Below are 18281 nucleotides of genomic sequence, written 5' to 3' on the forward strand. Positions count from 1 at the left end.
ATGGGACGTGTGAAAACAATTGCCCGCCGCAGCTTCCTGATCGGCTCTGCCGCTGTTGCAGGCGGCGTCGTGTTTGGCACCTATCTTTACAAACGCGAGGGGGAGAACCCGCTGCTCGACGGGTTGAAACCCGGCGAAACCGCGATCACCCCCTACGTCAAGATCGACGCTCAAGGGATCACGCTGATCACGCCGCGCGCGGATGTGGGGCAGGGCGCGTGGTCGATGCAGGCGCATATGATCGCCGAAGAGCTCGACATTGACCCACGCAGCGCCAAGCTGTCGCCCGGTCCGGCGGATGCGATTTATTACAACGGCGTTGTCGGGGCAGAGGCGCTGCCGATTGCCGCGACCTCTGACACGATGCTGGCACGCGGCGGGCGCGGTGCGGTCGATGTCATGGGCAAGCTGATGGGGCTGCATATCACCGGCGGCTCGTCCACCGTGCCTGATATGTATGACCGCCTGCGCATGGCCGGTGCCGTCGCACGCGAGACGCTGATCAAGGCCGCGATGAAGCAGACCGGCCTGCCGCGCGACCAACTGGGGACAGAGAACGGCTGCATCGTGCTGCCCGATGGGTTGAAGATCGAATACATCGACCTTGCCAGCATCGCCGCCGAGATCGAGCCGGTACAGGATGTCACCCTGCGTGATCCGTCGGAATGGCGCTATCTGACCAAGCCGCAGAAGCGGACCGATATCGTGGCGAAATCCACCGGTCGGCAGATCTACGGCATCGACATGCAGATGGACGGTATGGTGATCGCCACGACCCGCACCAATCCGGCGATTGGCGGCGGGCTGAACGGGTTTGACGCCGAGGCCGCACGCCAGATGCGCGGGGTCAGCGCGGTCTTGCCCATCACCGGCGGCATCGCTGTGGTGGCGGATAACACATGGCGCGCGTTTCAGGCGGCGCAGGCGGTTGAATGTGACTGGGGCCCTTCGCCCTATATCGGTGACAGCGCTGACCAGTTTGCCGCTGTGGCGGCCTCTTTCACCGACGATCACCGCGACAGCCGGTTCAAGGATGAAGGCGATGTAGAAGAGGCGTTGCAAGATGCCTCGGTCGTCGAGGCGGAATACCGCATCCCCTATCTGGCCCACGCCCCGATGGAACCGATGAGCGTCGTGGTCAAGCTGACCGAGGGGCGGCTGGATATCTGGACCGGCACGCAAATCCCCCGTTTCGTCAAGGCGAATATGGCGCGGCTGACAGGGTTGGACGGTGATGACATCCACGTGCATGTGCTGATGTCCGGTGGCAGCTTTGGCCGGCGCCTTGAGGATGATTATATCGCCCAAGCGGTCGAGATCGCGATGCAGATGCCTGACACGCCGATCAAGATGATCTGGCGGCGCGAGGAAGACTTCACCCATGATTTCCCCCGCCCGCTGGCCATTGCGCGCGGGCGCGGTGCTGTGGCGGATGCCGGTATCGCAGCGTTTGATCTGTCGATCGCCGCCCCCTCGGTCGCTGAATCCTCGCTCGCAAGGTTGAACCAGCCCGCCTTCGGCCCTGATGTGGCGATTGTCGCGGGGGCGTGGGACCAGCCGTTCCAGATCCCCAACTACCGCGTCACCGGCTACCGCACGCCAGCGATGGTGCCCATCAGCTCTTGGCGGTCGGTCGGGGCGTCGGGCAACGGGTTCATGCACGAAAGCTTCATGGACGAGATGTGCCACGCCGCGGGGGTCGACCCGTTGCAAGAGCGGCTGCGCCTGTGTTGGCACGACGCATCGCGCAAGGTGCTGGAGGCCGTGGGCGAGATGTCGGAATGGGGCAGCGATCTGGGGCCGAACCGCGGGCGGGGGCTGGCGTTTACGCTGGCCTTTGGCGTGCCCGTGGCCGAGGTGGTCGAGGTCACCAACACCCCCGACGGCATCCGTATCGACAAGGTGTTCGTCGCCGCCGATGTGGGCCGCGTGCTGGACCCCGTGAACTTTGAGGCGCAGCTGCAAGGCGGTGTGATCTTTGGCCTGGGCCACGCGATGAACTGCGAGCTGACCTACCGCGACGGCGTGGCAGAGCAGGATAACTACCACGCCTTTGAGGGGATGCGCCTGCACCAGACGCCTTTGATCATGGTGCGCGGGCTTGAGAATGGCGACAAGATCAGGGGCATCGGTGAACCCGCCGTCCCCCCCGCAGCACCTGCTTTGGCCAATGCGATCTTTGCCGCGACGGGGCAGCGTATCCGCGAACTGCCGCTGTCCAAGTCGATCGATTTTGTATGATCTCCCTTCGCGGGGGGATCACCGGCGGGATCACTGCGCTGGTCTGCGCGGGCGGTGCTTTTGCGCAAGAAGCACCTGATCGCGCGGCGGCGCTGGCGGCGTGGGATGATATCCACACGGTCGTTTCGCATCCGCGCTGTACCAATTGCCACGTGGGCCCTGCTGGCGTGCCGCTCTGGGAGGGGTTGGGCCACGAGGAGGCAGCCGACCAAGCGCCCGTGCACGGCATGAACATCCTTGCCGATTAAAGCCGCATCGGGGCCGAGACGATGCCTTGCCGTACCTGCCACATCAGCGCCGCGTCGGAAAACAACGTCCCGCACGCGCCGCCGATGATTGCGGACGCATGGCGGCTTCCCCCGATTGAGATGGCGTGGAAAGGCAAGACGAGCGCCGAGATATGTGTGCAACTGCGCGACCCCGACAGCAACGGGGCCTTTACGCCCGAAGACCTGTCCGATCACCTGCGAACGTCGGCCTTTGTTGCATGGGGATTTGACCCCGGCGCAGGGCGCGCGGCGGCCCCCGGTAGCCTCCCCGAGATGCAGGAGGCGCTGGCGATCTGGGTGGCAGGCGGCACGCCCTGTGCGGGCGATCCGCACCCCTAGTCAGCCCTTGAACAGATCCGCATAGGTTTCGCGCAGCAGGTTCTTTTGCACCTTGCCCATCGTATTGCGGGGCAGGGCATCAACCACCACCAGCTTGCGCGGACATTTGAACCGCGCCAGCGATTGCGCGACGGTCTGCGACAACGCCTCGAGGTCCAGATCTCGGCTGCCATCGGCGACCAGCACACCAACCGGTGCCTCGCCCAGATCCCCATGAGCCACGCCGATCACGGCGCTTTCCAGCACGCCGGGTTGATCGTCCAGCACCTGTTCGACCTCTTTGGGATAGATGTTATAGCCGCCGGATATGATCAGATCCTTGCCGCGCCCGACGATCTGCACATAGCCGTCTTCGTCAATCAGCCCCAGATCGCCGGTGATAAAGAATCCGTCCGCGCGCAGTTCAGCGGCGGTTTTTTCGGGCATCTGCCAATAGCCTTGGAAAACATTCGGCCCGCGGACCTCGACGACGCCGATCTCTCCCTGTGGTAGGGTTTCGCCGGTATCGGGGTCGCAAATCTTGAGCTCGACCCCCGGCAGGGGCGTGCCGACAGTACCGCCGCGCCGCGGCCCGTCATAGGGGTTCGACGTGTTCATATTGGTTTCCGTCATCCCGTAGCGTTCCAGTATACGGTGGCCTGTGCGTTCCTCGAACTGCTTGTGCGTCTCGGCCAGCAAGGGGGCAGAGCCCGAGATGAACAGACGCATATGCGCCGTCAATCCGGCGGTGAAGTCATCAGAGCCCAGCAAACGGGTGTAGAAGGTCGGCACGCCCATCAACGCGGTGGCCTGCGGCATGAAACGGATCAGCTGATCGATATCGAGCTTGGGCAGGAACACCATCGCGCCACCGCTGAGCAGCATGATATTGGTCGCCACGAACAGCCCGTGTGTGTGGAAAATCGGCAGCGCATGGAGCAGCACATCGGCTTTGGTGAATTGCCAGACATCAACCAGCGTTTCGGCGTTGCTCAGCAGGTTGCGCTGGCTCAGCATCGCGCCTTTTGATCGGCCCGTGGTGCCCGAGGTATAGAGGAAGGCGGCCAGATCCTCGGCCGCTCGGTCGACGGTATCGAATGTGTCGGGCAGGGTGGCCGCCAGATCGCGCAGCGTGCCGCGGCCGGTGTTGTCCATCGTCTCTACCGCAGCACCGGCGGCGGCAGCGACCGGCGTGAGTTCGGGAACATCGGCAGGATCGCAAACCAGCAGACGCGCGCCCGAGTTGCCGACGAAATAATCCACCTCGGACGCGGTGTAGCCGGGGTTGAGCGGCAAGAACACCAGCCCTGCCTGTACGCAAGCGGCATAAAGCGCCAGCGCATCCGGCGATTTGCCGACCTGCACCGCGACACGGTCGCCCGCTGTCAGCCCCTTGTCCGAAAACGCATTGGCATAGCGCGCGGCAGAGCGGATGAATTGGTCATGGGTGATGGTGCGCCCGTCCGGCAGGATCAGGAACGGCGTGTTTTGCCCGATGTGGCGACCGAATAAAGCGTCGTAAAGCGGGTTGGGCATCGTCGTCTCCTTCTGACCTTTGGTAGCGCGGAATTTGCGCCATCGGCAGGGCCAGGTAAAGGGCGGGAAATGGCGCATTTTGATCTTTGCTGCATTTCGCGCGTGCAGACGGCCTTGACGACCCGCAGCGTATGACTTACCCCTCCTCCCGTAGCGCGGGCGTTGTGTAATGGTAAGACCTCTGCCTTCCACGCAGAAGACGCGGGTTCGATTCCCGCCGCCCGCTCCACTCCTTTCCCGACATCCTTTTGATTTTGGCTATTTGCGCTGGATCAATGCGCTTTTGTCGCAAGCGCCTTAGGGGTGCAGCCCTTGACCCCGCGCGATGTGCGGGCGATGACACGGCAGCACTCCAAAGGATATCTCATGGCACGTACCCCGACGCCCGGCCCCGGCACAGAAGAACGCGAAAAATCGCGTGAGTTGGGGGCCCTGCGCGCGCTGCTGCCGTTTCTTGCACCCTATCGCGGGCTGATGATCGCGGCCATTCTGGCGCTGGTGCTCACGGCGATGATCTCTTTGACACTGCCGCTGGCCGTGCGCCGCGTGATCGATAACTTCGGCACCGGCGAGGCCGAACTGCTGGACCAGTACTTCGTTGCCGCCCTGATCATCGCGGCACTTCTGGCTGTAGGCACGGGGCTGCGCTATGCGCTGGTGACGCGTTTTGGCGAACGGGTCGTTGCCGATATCCGCAAGGCAGTGTTCGATCGCGTGATCTCGATGAGCCCGGCGTTCTACGAGAACCTGATGACCGGCGAGGTGCTGAGCCGGATCACCACGGACACCACGCTGATCCTGTCGGTGATCGGGTCGTCCGTCTCCATCGCGCTGCGCAATATGCTGATCGTGACCGGTGGGTTGGTGCTGATGTTGTTCACCTCGGCCAAGCTGACGGCGATGGTGTTGTTGATCGTACCGGCGGTGATTGTGCCGATCCTTGTTCTGGGGCGGCGCTTGCGGGTGCTGAGCCGTGAAAATCAGGACTGGATCGCGGCCAGCTCGGGCAATGCGTCCGAGAGTTTGGGCGCGGTGCAGACCGTTCAGGCCTTTACCAACGAGGCCGCCAGCCAGTCGCAATTCGCGCAGATGACCGAAGCGTCCTATGATGCGGCGCAGCGTCGGATCAAGACCCGCGCGCTGATGACGATTATTGTGATCTTTCTGGTATTTGCCGGCGTCGTGGGCGTTTTGTGGATGGGCGCGCGGGATGTGCGTGCCGACCAGATGACCCCCGGTGCCTTGGTGCAATTCGTGATCTATGCCGTGATGGTGGCAGGCGGGGTCGCGGCGCTGTCCGAGATCTGGGGTGAACTTCAACGCGCCGCCGGTGCCACCGAACGTCTGGTAGAGCTGTTGCGGACCGAAGACACCGTGCAAGACCCCGCTGCGGCCATCGCCTTGCCCAGCCCTGTCGCCGGTCGGATTGGCTTTGAGGACGTGCATTTCAGATACCCTGCGCGCCCTGATGTGCAGGCACTGGACGGGGTCAACCTGTCGATTAACCCCGGTGAAACGGTCGCGTTCGTCGGGCCCTCGGGTGCAGGCAAAACCACGATCATCCAGTTGATTCTGCGGTTCTATGATCCTGCCTCCGGGCGGATCACCCTTGACGGGGTCGATCTGCGCGATGTTTCGCGTGCGGCCTTCCGCCGGTCGGTCGCCTTGGTGCCGCAAGACCCGGTGATCTTCGCCGCCTCTGCCCGCGAGAACATCCGCTTTGGCCGCCCCGACGCCACAGACGCCGAGATTGACGCCGCGGCCGAGGCCGCCGCCGCCCACGGGTTCATCAGCGCATTGCCCGACGGCTACGACAGCTATCTGGGCGAACGCGGGGTGATGCTGTCGGGCGGGCAAAAGCAGCGTATCGCCATCGCCCGCGCCATCCTGCGCGACGCGCCGGTGCTGCTGCTGGACGAAGCCACCAGCGCCTTGGACGCGGAAAGCGAACGCGCGGTGCAGGCCGCCGTGGATCGGTTGAGCGCGGATCGCACCACCCTGATCGTCGCGCACCGTTTGGCGACGGTGAAAAAGGCCGACCGCATTGTCGTGCTGGAAGCAGGGCGGATCGTCGATATGGGCACCCATGACGAGCTGGTCACCAAGGGGGGGCTTTATGCGCGCCTGGCGCGGCTGCAATTCACCGATGGGCGCGCGGACGTATAAAAACCTTGTGAATTTCACGGTTAAATGGAAACAATCACACCCGAATGGATCCAGAAGGAGAACAACATGGGTTTGTGGAGTTTCGTAAAAGACGCCGGCAAAAAAGTATTTGGCGGCGGTGATGATACCGAAGTCACCGGAGCCGCGCTTCAGGATGAATTGAAAGACCTAGGGCTTGATGCCGAAGGGCTCGATATTTCTGTCGAAGGCGACAAGGTCAAGGTTTCGGGCAAGGCGGCGAGCCAAGAGATGAAAGAAAAGGTCATTCTGGCCGTGGGGAACGTCGAAGGCGTTGCCGAGGTCGAAGAAGACATGGACGGCGGCGAGGGGGACGGCACCTTCCACACCGTTGAAAAGGGCGACACGCTTTGGGCCATCGCGGCCAAGACCCTTGGCAATGGCGCGCGCTATGAAGAAATCTTTGAAGCGAATAAACCCATGCTGACCCACCCTGATAAAATCTATCCCGGTCAGATGCTGCGTATTCCTGCCAAGTAATCGCACCACACATAGGGGGTGTGCCACGCGCTTTTACCCCATAAAAGAGAGCGGCAGGCGGCGTCTGCCGCTCTTTTTCGAGCCTTCCGTTGGGTCAGTGGGCTTGAACGCAGCGTTTGAGCGCCTGCAAATGCTTGCGAAAGCTGGAATTAGCAATCATCTTTGACAACAGGGAATAACGGGATGCGGGCAAACCGCACCACTAAGGGAGGAAAATAATGTCATTTGCCGGTGTAGAAGACCGTAACGCAATCGAAGCAGAAATGCCGTGGGCTGACCGCGACGTGCCCAAAACACTTTGGAGCATGTTGAGCGAAACCGCCGGAAAGTTTCCAAGCCACGACGCAATCAGCTACCAGATTTTCTCTGGGCCGAAAGATCACGCGGAAACCCTAAGCTGGTCGCAGCTGCGGGGGCAGGTGGGCCGTGCGGCCAATCTGTTCCGGTCGCTGGGTGTGGGGCCGACCGATGTGGTCGCCTATGTCCTGCCAAACTGTAACGAGACGGTCATCACGCTTCTGGGCGGTGCGGTCGCAGGGATCGCAAACCCCATCAACCCGCTGCTTGAGGCAGAGCAGATCGGATCGATCCTGCGTGAAACCAATGCCAAGGTCGTTGTGACCCTGCGGCCTTTCCCCAAGACGGATGTGGCCGAGAAAACCGCCGAGGCGGTCAAGCTGGCACCGAATGTCACGACCGTGCTCGAAGTGGACCTGTGCCGCTATCTGACCGCACCAAAGTCGTGGATCGTGCCGCTGATCCGTCCGAAGTTGAAGGTCACCAATCAGGCGACCTACAAGAACTTCAATTCCGAAATCGCCAAGCAACCGGCCGAGCTGACATTCGACGATCCGCAAGAGGATCGCGTCGCCTTCTACTTCCACACCGGCGGGACAACGGGCATGCCGAAAGTGGCGCAGCACAAGTACTCCGGCATGGTCTACAACGGCTGGCTTGGGCACACGCTGCTGTATACGGAAAACGACAACATTATGTGTCCGCTGCCGTTGTTCCACGTTTTCGCCTGCCACGTGATCCTTATGGCCGCGGTGAAATCCGGTGCGCATGTGGTCTTCCCGACGCCTCAGGGCTATCGCGGGGACGGGGTGTTCGACAATTTCTGGAAACTGGTCGAGCGCTGGAAAATCACTTTCATCATCACTGTCCCTACGGCGATTTCCGCCAAGATGCAGCGCCCGATCAACGCTGATATCTCGACCGTGAAAACCGCCTTCTCCGGCTCGGCACCCTTGCCGCTGGAACTGTTCCGCCGCTTTGAAAAGGCCACCGGCATCACGCTGATCGAAGGCTACGGCCTGACAGAGGCAACCTGCCTTGTGTCGTCGAACCCGACGGACGGCGTGCGCAAAGTAGGCAGCATCGGCATCACCTTCCCCTATACGGATGTGAAGATCGTCAAAAGCACCAGCGACGGGCTGGTCGAGGCAGAGGTCGACGAGATCGGCGAGATCTGTATCTCGAACCCCGGCGTCTATGCAGGCAATACCTATACCGAAGCCGATAAGAACAAGGATCTCTACTATCAGGGCACGCACCTGCGGACAGGGGATCTGGGCCGTATCGACAGCGACAAATACCTCTGGATTACGGGCCGCGCCAAAGACCTGATCATACGTGGCGGTCACAACATCGACCCCGCCGAGATCGAAGAGGCGCTTCTGGGCCACGAGGCGGTCGCCTTTGCCGGTGCCATCGGCCAGCCGGATGCCCACGCGGGCGAAGTGCCTTGCGCCTTTGTCGAACTGGTCGCAGGTGCGTCGATCACCGAAGCCGAACTGCTGGAGTTCTGCAAAGAGCACGTGCAGGAACGCGCGGCGCAGCCCAAGCATATGACCATCATGAGCGAGCTGCCAAAAACCGCCGTCGGTAAGATCTTCAAGCCTGACCTGCGCAAAAACGCGATCACGCGCGTCTATGACGACACGTTGGAAGCCGCCGGTCTGCCCGCGCGTGTTGCCTCTGTCACCGATGACAAGAAACGCGGTCTGGTTGCGCAAATCGCCATGAATGGCGCAAGCGAGGCTGATGTCGGCGCGTCGCTGGACGTCTTTACCTTCGGTTGGGAGGCCGCGTGATCCAACCCGACTACCGCGTTCTACTGGATGAGGAAATCTGGGCCTATATGGACCGCTCGGACAGTTTCTATCCACCGGACGCGGTGTCATTAACCATCGACCAGCAGCGCGCTGTCTATAACCGGATGTGCGCTGCTTTTCACCAACCCCACCCTGATGGGGTCCGCACATGGGACGTGGCCTTCGGCGGCGTCCCATGTCGCGTTTACGAGGCCGAGACATCCGCGATCACGGTCGTCTACTATCACGGCGGCGGGTTTGTTGTTGGCGGGCTCGACAGTCACGATGATGTCTGCGCCGAAATTTGCGCCGCGACCGGCTACCGTGTGATCTCTGTCGACTACGCGCTCGCCCCCGAGGCCGTCTTTCCCGCTTGCTTCAACGACGCATGGGCCGCGTTTCAGGCGATTGCAGCCGCATATGACGGCAGGGTTGTATTGGCGGGGGACAGTGCGGGCGGCAATCTTGCTGCCGCCGTCGCCCATACCGCGCGAGGATCTCATGACGGGCGCATAGCGGGTCAGGTTCTGATCTATCCCGGACTGGGCGGGGATCGCAGCAAGGGCAGCTATATCACCCACGCCAACGCGCCGCAGCTGACGGTTGCGGATATGGAGTTTTACCAGCAGGTGCGATCCGGTGGGGCACCGCCTGTGGACGATCCACGCTACGCCCCGCTGCACGATACCGACTTTACCGACCTGCCGCCTACGGTGATCCTCACGGTCGCCTGTGACCCGCTGTCGAGCGATGGGGAAGCCTATGCCGCCGCGATCAACGGGGCAGGCGGACAGGCCCATTGGCACGAGGCCGCGGGACTTGTCCACGGCTGTCTGCGCGCGCGGGTGATGTCACGCAAGGCGGCGGCGTTCTTTGATCAAGTGACAGCGGCGATCGGCGCTGTGGGGGCAGGGAAGTGGCCTGCGATCAGCACGGGCTAAGAAACGGCATCATTTCAGGAAAGACTGCGCCTTCATCGTATCGGCCACAGGCGCACCCAACCGGCCAAGGATCGTCGGCGCGAGCTGCAGCTGGTCGATCACCGTATCTTCGGACGGCCCTTCGGCATCGCCAAAGTAATACAGCGCGGTTTCCTGCTGCAACGCACTGCGTCCGCCGTGGTGCCCGCGTTCGTCCTGCCCGTGATCCGCTGTGACGATCACCTCATACCCCAGGGCGCGCCATTTCGGGATGAAGGGGGCCAGCATCTCGTCCATGACGGCGCAGGCGTGGTCCATTTCCTGACAATCGTGGAAAAAGCGATGCCCCATGCTGTCCAGCGTGCAGGTGTGCAGCATCCCGTAGTTCAGCCCGAACCGCAGCGCCAGATTGGTGAGAGAGCCAAACAGATCCACATCCGAAGGGGTCATCTGGTTCACCAGCCCGTAGCCGGTCATCGTGTGAAACCGGCCGTGGTTGATCGTGTCGCTATCGGGTTCGTCGTATTCCACATCGCGCACATAGTCGAAGGGGTGGCGGTTGAAGAATTGCGACCAGAAAGAATGGGCCACGGCCCCTGTCACACCGCCCGCCGCACGGGTCTGCGCGAAGACGTCCTTGTGCTTTAGTCGGAACACATTGCCGTTGCCGGTGCAGCCATGTTCAGCCGGTGCCACACCCGTGTGGATCGAGGCATAGCAGGAGGCAGAGATCGACGGCAGCACCGCACGGTGGGTCCAGACCCGCGCCTCGCCACTATCGACCCAGCCTTCCAGATTGCCGAACAGCCGACGAAAATTGCGGTAGGGCACACCGTCGAGGATGATCAAAAGCAGCTTGTTCTTCATGTCGATACCTCTTCGGCGGGCCACAGCGCTTGTATTTGTCCGATACAATCCGCCTCGTTGCCCACAGGTTTAATTGCCAGCACTTTCCATTTTGCGATGTGCGATGGTTTCTTCCAGCCAGCCGATCTTCATCTCGGGGACAGAGCTCAGCAGCAGGTCGGTATAATCGTCAAAGGGCGGTGACAGCACCTGACTTTTGGTGCCATACCGCACAACTTCGCCCTGATACATCACAGCGATACTGTCTGCGATGGCTTTTACCGTCGCGAGGTCATGGGTGATGAACAGATAGGCGACATCCTCGATCTTTTGCAGGTTCAACAGCAGCTTGAGGATGCCATCTGCCACCAGCGGGTCAAGCGCGCTTGTCACCTCGTCGCAGATGATCAGCTTGGGCTTGGCGGCCAGCGCACGGGCGATACAGACACGTTGTTTCTGCCCGCCCGACAGTTCTGCCGGATAGCGGTCCTGAAACCCGTCGCCCAATTCGATCTCGTCCAGCAGTTCCTGAATACGCTTCTGCTTTGCCTTGCCTTTCAGCCCGAAATAAAACTCGAGCGGGCGACCGATGATGGTGCCCACGGTCTGGCGCGGGTTCATCGCGGTATCGGCCATCTGGTAGATCATCTGCATCTCGCGCAGGTCTTCGATGGGGCGTTGCGCCAGGGCGGGGGCAAGCTCGCGCCCGTCAAAGGTGATCGTCCCGTCGCTTGGGGGCAGCAGGCCGGTGATCACGCGGGCCAGTGTGGATTTGCCCGAGCCGGATTCCCCCACGACAGCCAATGTCTGGCCCGGGTGAATATCGACGTTGATCTTCTTGAGCACGTCAAAATCCGTGCCGGCATAGCGGGCGGTGACGTTTTCGACCCGTAGAACAGGGGTATCGGTCGGCGTCTTTTCCTCGTGGCGGATCGACCGGACTGACACAAGCGCCTTGGTGTAGTCTTCCTTGGGCGCGTTGATGATCTGATCAACGGTGCCGTATTCGACCATATCCCCTTGTTGCAGCACCATAATATGATCGCTGACCTGTGCCACAACCGCGAGGTCATGGGTGATATAGAGCGCGGCAACGCCGGTGGCGGCGATGGCTTCTTTGATGGCGGCCAGCACGTCGATCTGCGTGGTCACATCCAGTGCCGTGGTGGGTTCGTCAAAGACCACCAGATCGGGCTGCGGACACAGTGCCAGCGCGGTCATGCAGCGCTGCAACTGCCCGCCAGACACTTGGTGGGGGTAGCGGTTGCCGATGGTTTCAGGGTCCGGCAGACCAAGCTTGCGGAACAGATCAACCGCGCGTTCCTCGGCCTCGGCCTTGGTGAACTTGTTCCGATAGATCGCGGCTTCGGTCACCTGATCCATGATCTTTTTCGCGGGGTTGAAAGACGCCGCGGCGGATTGCGAGACATAGGTCACCTCGGCGCCGCGCAGGCGGCGCACGGCGCGCAGACGCTCCTTGAGGATGTCGCGCCCATTGACCCAAACCTCGCCGCCGGTGATCTCTACCCCGCCGCGGCCATAGGCCATAGCGGCCAGCCCGATGGTGGATTTGCCCGCGCCGGATTCCCCGATCAGCCCCAGCACCTTGCCGGGTTGCAGATCAAAGTCGACGCCGTGCACGATCTTGATATCAATCGGCTTTTCGCCGGGCGGATAGGCGGTCGCGCCGATTTTCAGGCCGCGTACCTTGAGAAGTGGCTCGGTCATCCGCGGCCCCCTTTCAGCGATGTGGTGCGGTTCAAAATCCAGTCCGCAACAAGGTTGATAGAGATGCAAAGCGTGGCGATGGCATAGGCCGGGTAGAGCGCCGCCTGAATACCATAGTTGATGCCTTCCTTGTTCTCTTTCACGATGCCGCCCCAGTCAGCTTGAGGGGGCTGTACGCCCAGACCCAAAAACGACAGCGTCGACACAAAGAGCACCGCAAAGATAAACCGCAAACCCATCTCGGCGATCAGCGGCGACAGCGCGTTCGGCAGGGTTTCACGGAAGATGATCCAGCCGATCTTCTCGCCGCGCAGGCGGGCGGCCTCGACATAGTCCATCACGGTGATGTCCACGGCCACAGCGCGCGCCAGACGGTAGACACGGGTGCTGTCCAGCAGACCCATCAGGATAATCAGGATCGGCACGGTGGTCGGCATCACCGACAGCACGACAAGCGCAAAGATCAGCGACGGGATCGACATGATCAGATCGACAAAGCGCGAAATGGCTTGGTCGACCCAACCGCCGGACACGGCTGCGAAGAAGCCCAGAATGGACCCCAGCGTAAAGCTGAGGATGGTGGCTGCAGTGGCGATAAAGATCGTGGTGCGCCCACCATAGATCATACGCGACAGCAGATCGCGCCCGATGCTGTCGGTGCCCAGCAGGAACTCCGACGACGAAGGCTCCCAAACGTCGCCGACGATTTCAGCCATGCCATAGGGGGCGAGCCACGGGGCAAAGACGGCCATGATGAAATAGACGCTGGTAAAGAACAGGCCGATCATGGCGGAGATAGGAATGTTTTTCATGGGTTCGCTCCCAAACAAATGAATGGGTCAACGTCAGGTGGCGATACGGGCATGCGGCAGGGGGTCGCGTTGATGCGACGCTGAACTGCGGCCCCGTGCGTCGCGCATTGCCTCGGGGGGAGATGCGCGGCGCTCATTTGGGATGCCTCAGGCGCGGGTTGGCAAGGATCGACACGATGTCGGCCACAAGGTTCAACCCGATATAAACGGCCGCAAAGATCAGACCGCAGGCTTGCACCACGGGCACGTCACGTTTGCTGACGTGATCGACCAGATATTGCCCCATGCCGGGATAGGCAAAGACGACCTCTACCACCACGACGCCGACGACCAGATAGGCGAGGTTCAGCATCACCACATTGACGATTGGGGCGATGGCGTTGGGGAAGGCGTGCTTGCGGATAATCTTCAGCATGCCCAAGCCCTTAAGCTCGGCTGTTTCGATATAGGCCGATTGCATCACATTCAGGATCGCGGCGCGGGTCATGCGCATCATATGCGCCAATACGACCAGCGTCAGCACCATCACCGGAATAGCAATCGCGTTCAGCTTGGCCCCGAGGCTCATGCTGTCGTTGATGATCGCCACCGACGGAAACAGCCGCCATTTGATCGCCACCCAATAGATCAGCACATAGCCGATCATGAATTCCGGGATAGAGATCGTGGTCAGCGTGACGGCCGAAATCAGCTTGTCGGGCCAGCGGTCTTTGTAGCGCACGGCCAGCAGGCCCAGAAAGATCGCCAGCGGCACAGAGATTGCAGCAGCCCAGAAGGCGAGGAAAAGCGTGTTCTTCAGACGCCCGCCAAGGCTTTCTGCGATGTCGCGGCCATTGGTCAGCGCGGTGCCCAAGTCTCCTTGAAGCACGCCGCCCAGCCAGGCGAAATAGCGGGTCATGGCGGGATCGTTCATGCCAAGCTCTCGGCGCAGGTTCGCAAGCGCTTCGGGCGTGGCGGATTGACCTAGGATGGATTGTGCCACGTCGCCGGGCAAAATCGAGGTGCCTACGAAGATCAGGATCGACGCGGCAAAGAGGAGAAGAAGGCCCAACGCTAAGCGTTGGGCGATCAGTTTGACGATGGGATGCATAAGCTGGGTTTACCTTATGCGTCTTTGACCCAGCATTTGATCCCGGCTTTGTTGTTGGACAGTTCCGCGTTTGGATCTTCGACCCAGCCGCCGACATTGTTGGCGACACCATCCACAAAGTCGTTGAACATCGGCAGGATCAACCCGCCTTCGTCGCGGATCATCTGACCCATCTTGGAGTAAGTCTCTTTGCGCTTGGCCTCGTCCAGTTCGGCGCGGGCCGACAGCAGCATCTCGTCGAACTCGGGGCGCTTCCAGCGGGTGTCGTTCCAGTCCGCGGTCGACAGATAGGCGGTCGAATACATCTGGTCCTGCACCGGACGGCCACCCCAGTAAGAGGCGCAGAACGGCTGTTTGTTCCAGACCTCGGACCAGTAGCCATCGTTCGGCTCGCGTTTGATCTCAAGCGGGATACCGGCGGCTTTGGCGGATTCCTGGAAAAGGGATGCCGCATCGACCGCACCGGGGAAGGCACCGTCTGCAACGCGCAGGACGATCGGGCTGCCATCATGACCGGAGGCGGCGTAATGCTCTTTCGCCTTCTCGATGGAGTGTTCGCGCTGCGGGATCGATTCATCGAACAGCGGATAAGAGGCGTTGATCGGCATGTCGTTCCCGATGGTGCCGTAGCCGCGCAGGATCTTGTCGACCATTTCCTCGCGGTTGATCGCGTATTTCAGCGCCAGACGCAGGTCATTGTTGTCGAACGGTGCGGTGTCGACATGGGCGATAAACACATAGTGGCCCCGACCGGCAACGGATTTCACCGTCAGGTTGGGCGCGCGGTCCAGCAGGGCGGCAACCTTGGGATCAACGCGGTTGATCATGTTGACCTGACCCGACTGCAGCGCCGCGGTCCGTGCGGTGGCATCGTTCAGCACCAGCACTTCGTTATAATCGGTGTGGCCGCGGTTGTCGGCGTCCCAGTAGTTTTCGTTGCGCTTGAAGCCGTGGCGCACGCCGGGCTCGTCGACTTCCAGTGTGTAAGGGCCGGTGCCGATGCCCGCGCCGGGGTTGTCCATGCCGCCATCGGGCTGGATCATCAGGTGGTAGTCGGCCAGCAGGTAGGGAAGGTCAGCGTTGCCGACGCCCAGTTCAACGATGAAGTTGTCGCCATCGACCTTCATATTCTCGATACCGCGCATGATGCCCAAGGCACCGGATTGGCTGTTTTCATCCGAATGGCGCTGCATGGTTTTCAGCACGTCTTCGGGTGTCATTTCCTTGCCGTTGTGGAACTGGATGCCCTTGCGGATCTTGAACGCCCAGGTTTTCGCATCGGCCGAGGCCTCGTAGCTTTCGGCCATGCGGTTTTCGATTTCCCCGTTGGGATCGACCTCAACAAGGCTTTCGTACAGGTGGCGCAGGTTGTTCAGCGGCACTTCGGAGGCGGTCAGCGCAGGATCGAGCGTATTGGTGGATTCACCGCCCGACGACCCGATTTTCAGTGTGCCACCGCGAATCGGTGCTTCGTGGGCTGCGGCCTGCGCGTGGTTCGCCAGCATCGAGTTGGCGACGGCGGCTGTCACGCCCAAAGCAGCGGCACGCCCGACGAATTCGCGGCGTGTCATAGTGCCCTTGGCCACTTGGCCGGTCATATGTTTCAGTTGATCATCCATGATGAGAACTCCCTGTTTTAGGTGATACTTCCGCGCATTGGTGCGCAGGTTTTTTTATTGACTGGTGGCACAACGTTAAGCATTTCAGCCCGTGTCGCAAGTGGTAATACCGGCGGCCATGTGACGAGTTTGTTACATAAAGTGTCGCTTAATGTCTTCCGTCACGTCGCGTTCATAGATCAATTTGTCGTTTTCGTACGCTTCAAGACGGGCCGTCAGATGAAAATGGGTCGCGTCCGACCACATCTGCGACCGGGTTTCTGTGCGCAGGATGATGTCGTCCCGCTCCAGCTCTTCGGTCCAGTGACAGGTGCCTTTTGCGGACAGCGGATCGTCGGGGTGAATGCGCCACACCTCCCGCGCGACAGAGCCCGCGATCAGCCCGTGATCGGCATCGCGCAGCTTGCCGAAGTCATCCTCGATGATCAGAGAGACGATGCCCGTGACGCGGTCGATCTCTTGCCGGCGGATGTGGTTTTCGGGGCGCAGTGTCTCTGTCTCCCACGGGGCGGCAGAGGTGGGCGGGGCAAAGCTGTATTCGTCCCCGCCGCTGGTCGGGCGCTGCGGCAGGTCGATCTGGCCGGACGACAGCGTGACCTCTGCCGCTTCGGGCGCAGGCCAGAGCAGGGGCCAATAGGCGGTAGAGATCGACACCCGCAGCCGGTGCCCCTTGGGGATGCGATAGGCGATGTGGTCAAGGTCCAGCGTGATGTCGGTCATGGCACCGGGCGCCATCGCCTGCGGATGTTCGGCGCTGTCGCGATGGGACAGGTTCAGCACGCCATAGGTGATCCGCGCCGAGGCCCCATCAGGGTGGATATGGTTCAACCGCACCGCGATCTGGCCCTGTGGTTTGTCGCAGGCCAGACGCAGGCGCAGGCGCGGCGCGCCAAGGATATCCATCTGCTGCGCCAAGGGCCCGCTGTCAAAACAGACGGACAGCGCATCGTCCTGCCGTTGGTCCCCCGGCATCTCGGGGCCAAGCCAGATCGCGCAGTATTCACCGCCATCCGCCCCGCAATGCGCGGGGGAGGCGACGCTGCGGTCCAGCGGGCCAGCGGTGTCGTGCAGGCCCTCATCCGTCAGATGCAACGTCTTGACGGGCAGATGCGATGTCGCGCCCGTGGGTTCGGTGATCCAGCGGCCGGGGCGTTCATGTGTCCACGTGGCGGGGCGCATGCCGTCCATCAGATACGCGCGATAATCGGGGTCGTCCTCGACGCCCGTGTCGATCCCCTTGAGCCACCGATCCCACCAGCGCAGCGCCTCTTGCAGAAAGCCGATACGGGGTTCGGGGATGGCGAAATGCGGGTATTTATGCACCCAAGGCCCAACGATCCCCTTCGCACCGGGCAAGGCTTCAACCAGCTGAGGGACCGCGTTCTTGTAGGAATCGCCCCAGCCGCCAATCGCCAGCACTTTGGCCTTGAGCGCGCTATACTCCTTGATCACCGACCCTTGCTTCCAATAGGCGTCGCGTGATTGGTGGCGCAGCCAAAGTGCGGGGAGAAACGGTTCTGCCTCTAGCCGCTCCAGCCACATTTCGCGCCAGTCGGGGCGCAGGGCGGGATCGGGCGCGCGGCTGGAATAGGCCCACATCGTCGCGCCCCAGCCAAGGTTCTCGTTCAACAGGCACCCGCCCTTATAGTGGATGTCATCGGCAAAGCGGTCGACGGTGGAACATAGCGTTATCACCGCCTTCAGCGGCTCTGGCGCATGAGCCGCGACCTGCAGCCCGTTAAAACCGCCCCAGCTGATGCCCATCATGCCCACCGTCCCGCTGCACCAAGGTTGCGCGGCAAGCCAGTTGATCACCTCTATGCAGTCGGCCTGTTCTTGGGGCGTGTATTCATCCTCCATCACGCCATAGCTGTCGCCATTGCCGCGCATATCGACCCGCACGCAGGCATATCCGCGTTCGGCAAACCAAGGGTGGGTCAGCGCATCCCGTGCGGTGGTGCCGTCGCGTTTGCGGTAGGGGAGGTATTCCAGAATCACGGGCACGGGGGCGGTATCGGAATTTTCAGGCCGCCAGACTCGTGCGGAAAGCCGGCATCCATCCGAGAGGGTGATGCCCATGTCGGGGTCTTCGATCAGTGATAGCGGGGTGTTCTGGGCGGTATCCATGCCGCAAAGGTCAGG

The 18281-nt window shown here is 61.6% G+C and carries 14 protein-coding genes and 1 tRNA gene; 8 read left to right on the forward strand and 7 right to left on the reverse strand.

Annotation, left to right across the window (positions count from 1 at the left end; all coding sequences use genetic code 11):
• The 3 genes from B4F27_RS08385 to B4F27_RS08395 are packed head-to-tail and all read left to right on the forward strand — an operon-like array spanning window position 1 to window position 2849.
• Entirely contained in the window at window positions 1-2241 is a 2241-nt protein-coding gene (locus B4F27_RS08385; RefSeq protein WP_286759417.1) for a xanthine dehydrogenase family protein molybdopterin-binding subunit, read from the forward strand.
• A complete protein-coding gene (locus B4F27_RS08390) occupies window positions 2238-2489 on the forward strand; it encodes a hypothetical protein (protein ID WP_286759418.1) in 252 nt (83 codons plus the stop codon). The genes B4F27_RS08385 and B4F27_RS08390 overlap by 4 nt, the downstream gene beginning before the upstream one ends.
• Window positions 2490-2510: 21 nt before the next feature.
• A complete protein-coding gene (locus tag B4F27_RS08395; RefSeq protein ID WP_286759419.1) occupies window positions 2511-2849 on the forward strand; it encodes a hypothetical protein in 339 nt (112 codons plus the stop codon).
• Here the strand turns inward: B4F27_RS08395 and B4F27_RS08400 are convergent, their stop codons facing one another.
• Window positions 2850-4364: a malonate--CoA ligase gene (locus B4F27_RS08400; RefSeq protein ID WP_286759420.1), complete on the reverse strand. Its 1515-nt coding sequence runs from the start codon at window positions 4362-4364 to the stop codon at window positions 2850-2852.
• 155 nt (window positions 4365-4519) lie between these two features.
• Here B4F27_RS08400 and B4F27_RS08405 point away from each other — a divergent pair.
• The 5 genes from B4F27_RS08405 (at window position 4520) to B4F27_RS08425 (ending at window position 10065) form a co-directional block, all read left to right on the forward strand.
• Window positions 4520-4593, forward strand: a tRNA-Gly gene (locus tag B4F27_RS08405).
• Between the two features lie 137 nt (window positions 4594-4730).
• Window positions 4731-6530, forward strand: a complete 1800-nt coding sequence (locus B4F27_RS08410) for an ABC transporter transmembrane domain-containing protein (RefSeq protein ID WP_074635483.1) — start codon at window positions 4731-4733, stop codon at window positions 6528-6530.
• A 66-nt stretch (window positions 6531-6596) separates the two neighbouring features.
• Complete coding sequence (gene lysM / locus B4F27_RS08415; RefSeq protein ID WP_197145941.1) at window positions 6597-7028, forward strand: peptidoglycan-binding protein LysM; 432 nt, start codon at window positions 6597-6599, stop codon at window positions 7026-7028.
• A gap of 218 nt (window positions 7029-7246) precedes the next feature.
• Window positions 7247-9124 carry an acyl-CoA synthetase gene (locus tag B4F27_RS08420; protein WP_286759421.1) on the forward strand — a complete coding sequence of 626 codons (1878 nt, stop codon included), beginning with the start codon at window positions 7247-7249 and terminating at the stop codon, window positions 9122-9124.
• The gene (locus tag B4F27_RS08425) at window positions 9121-10065 is read left to right on the forward strand and encodes an alpha/beta hydrolase (protein WP_286759422.1); all 945 of its coding nucleotides are present in this window, start codon (window positions 9121-9123) and stop codon (window positions 10063-10065) included. The genes B4F27_RS08420 and B4F27_RS08425 overlap by 4 nt, the downstream gene beginning before the upstream one ends.
• Before the next feature lie 9 nt (window positions 10066-10074).
• On the opposite strand, the gene B4F27_RS08430 is transcribed toward B4F27_RS08425, so the two are convergent.
• The 6 genes from B4F27_RS08430 to B4F27_RS08455 all read right to left on the reverse strand — a co-directional run bounded on the left by B4F27_RS08430 (window position 10075) and on the right by B4F27_RS08455 (window position 18266).
• Entirely contained in the window at window positions 10075-10911 is an 837-nt protein-coding gene (locus B4F27_RS08430; protein ID WP_286759423.1) for an alkaline phosphatase family protein, read from the reverse strand.
• Between the two features lie 69 nt (window positions 10912-10980).
• Complete coding sequence (locus tag B4F27_RS08435; RefSeq protein ID WP_074635489.1) at window positions 10981-12618, reverse strand: ABC transporter ATP-binding protein; 1638 nt, start codon at window positions 12616-12618, stop codon at window positions 10981-10983.
• Complete coding sequence (locus tag B4F27_RS08440; protein ID WP_009826461.1) at window positions 12615-13430, reverse strand: ABC transporter permease; 816 nt, start codon at window positions 13428-13430, stop codon at window positions 12615-12617. Before B4F27_RS08440 ends, B4F27_RS08435 begins: the two co-directional genes overlap by 4 nt.
• A gap of 133 nt (window positions 13431-13563) precedes the next feature.
• Complete coding sequence (locus B4F27_RS08445; RefSeq protein WP_005852247.1) at window positions 13564-14520, reverse strand: ABC transporter permease; 957 nt, start codon at window positions 14518-14520, stop codon at window positions 13564-13566.
• Between the two features lie 14 nt (window positions 14521-14534).
• Window positions 14535-16139, reverse strand: coding sequence for an ABC transporter substrate-binding protein (locus tag B4F27_RS08450; RefSeq protein WP_074635491.1), 1605 nt, complete (start codon window positions 16137-16139; stop codon window positions 14535-14537).
• Window positions 16140-16271: 132 nt separating this feature from the next.
• Complete coding sequence (locus B4F27_RS08455) at window positions 16272-18266, reverse strand: CocE/NonD family hydrolase (protein ID WP_286759424.1); 1995 nt, start codon at window positions 18264-18266, stop codon at window positions 16272-16274.
• Window positions 18267-18281 lie beyond the last annotated feature (15 nt).

Source organism: Sulfitobacter sp. UBA1132 (assembly GCF_002311545.1).
In the GTDB taxonomy this organism is placed as follows: Bacteria; Pseudomonadota; Alphaproteobacteria; order Rhodobacterales; family Rhodobacteraceae; genus Sulfitobacter; species Sulfitobacter pontiacus.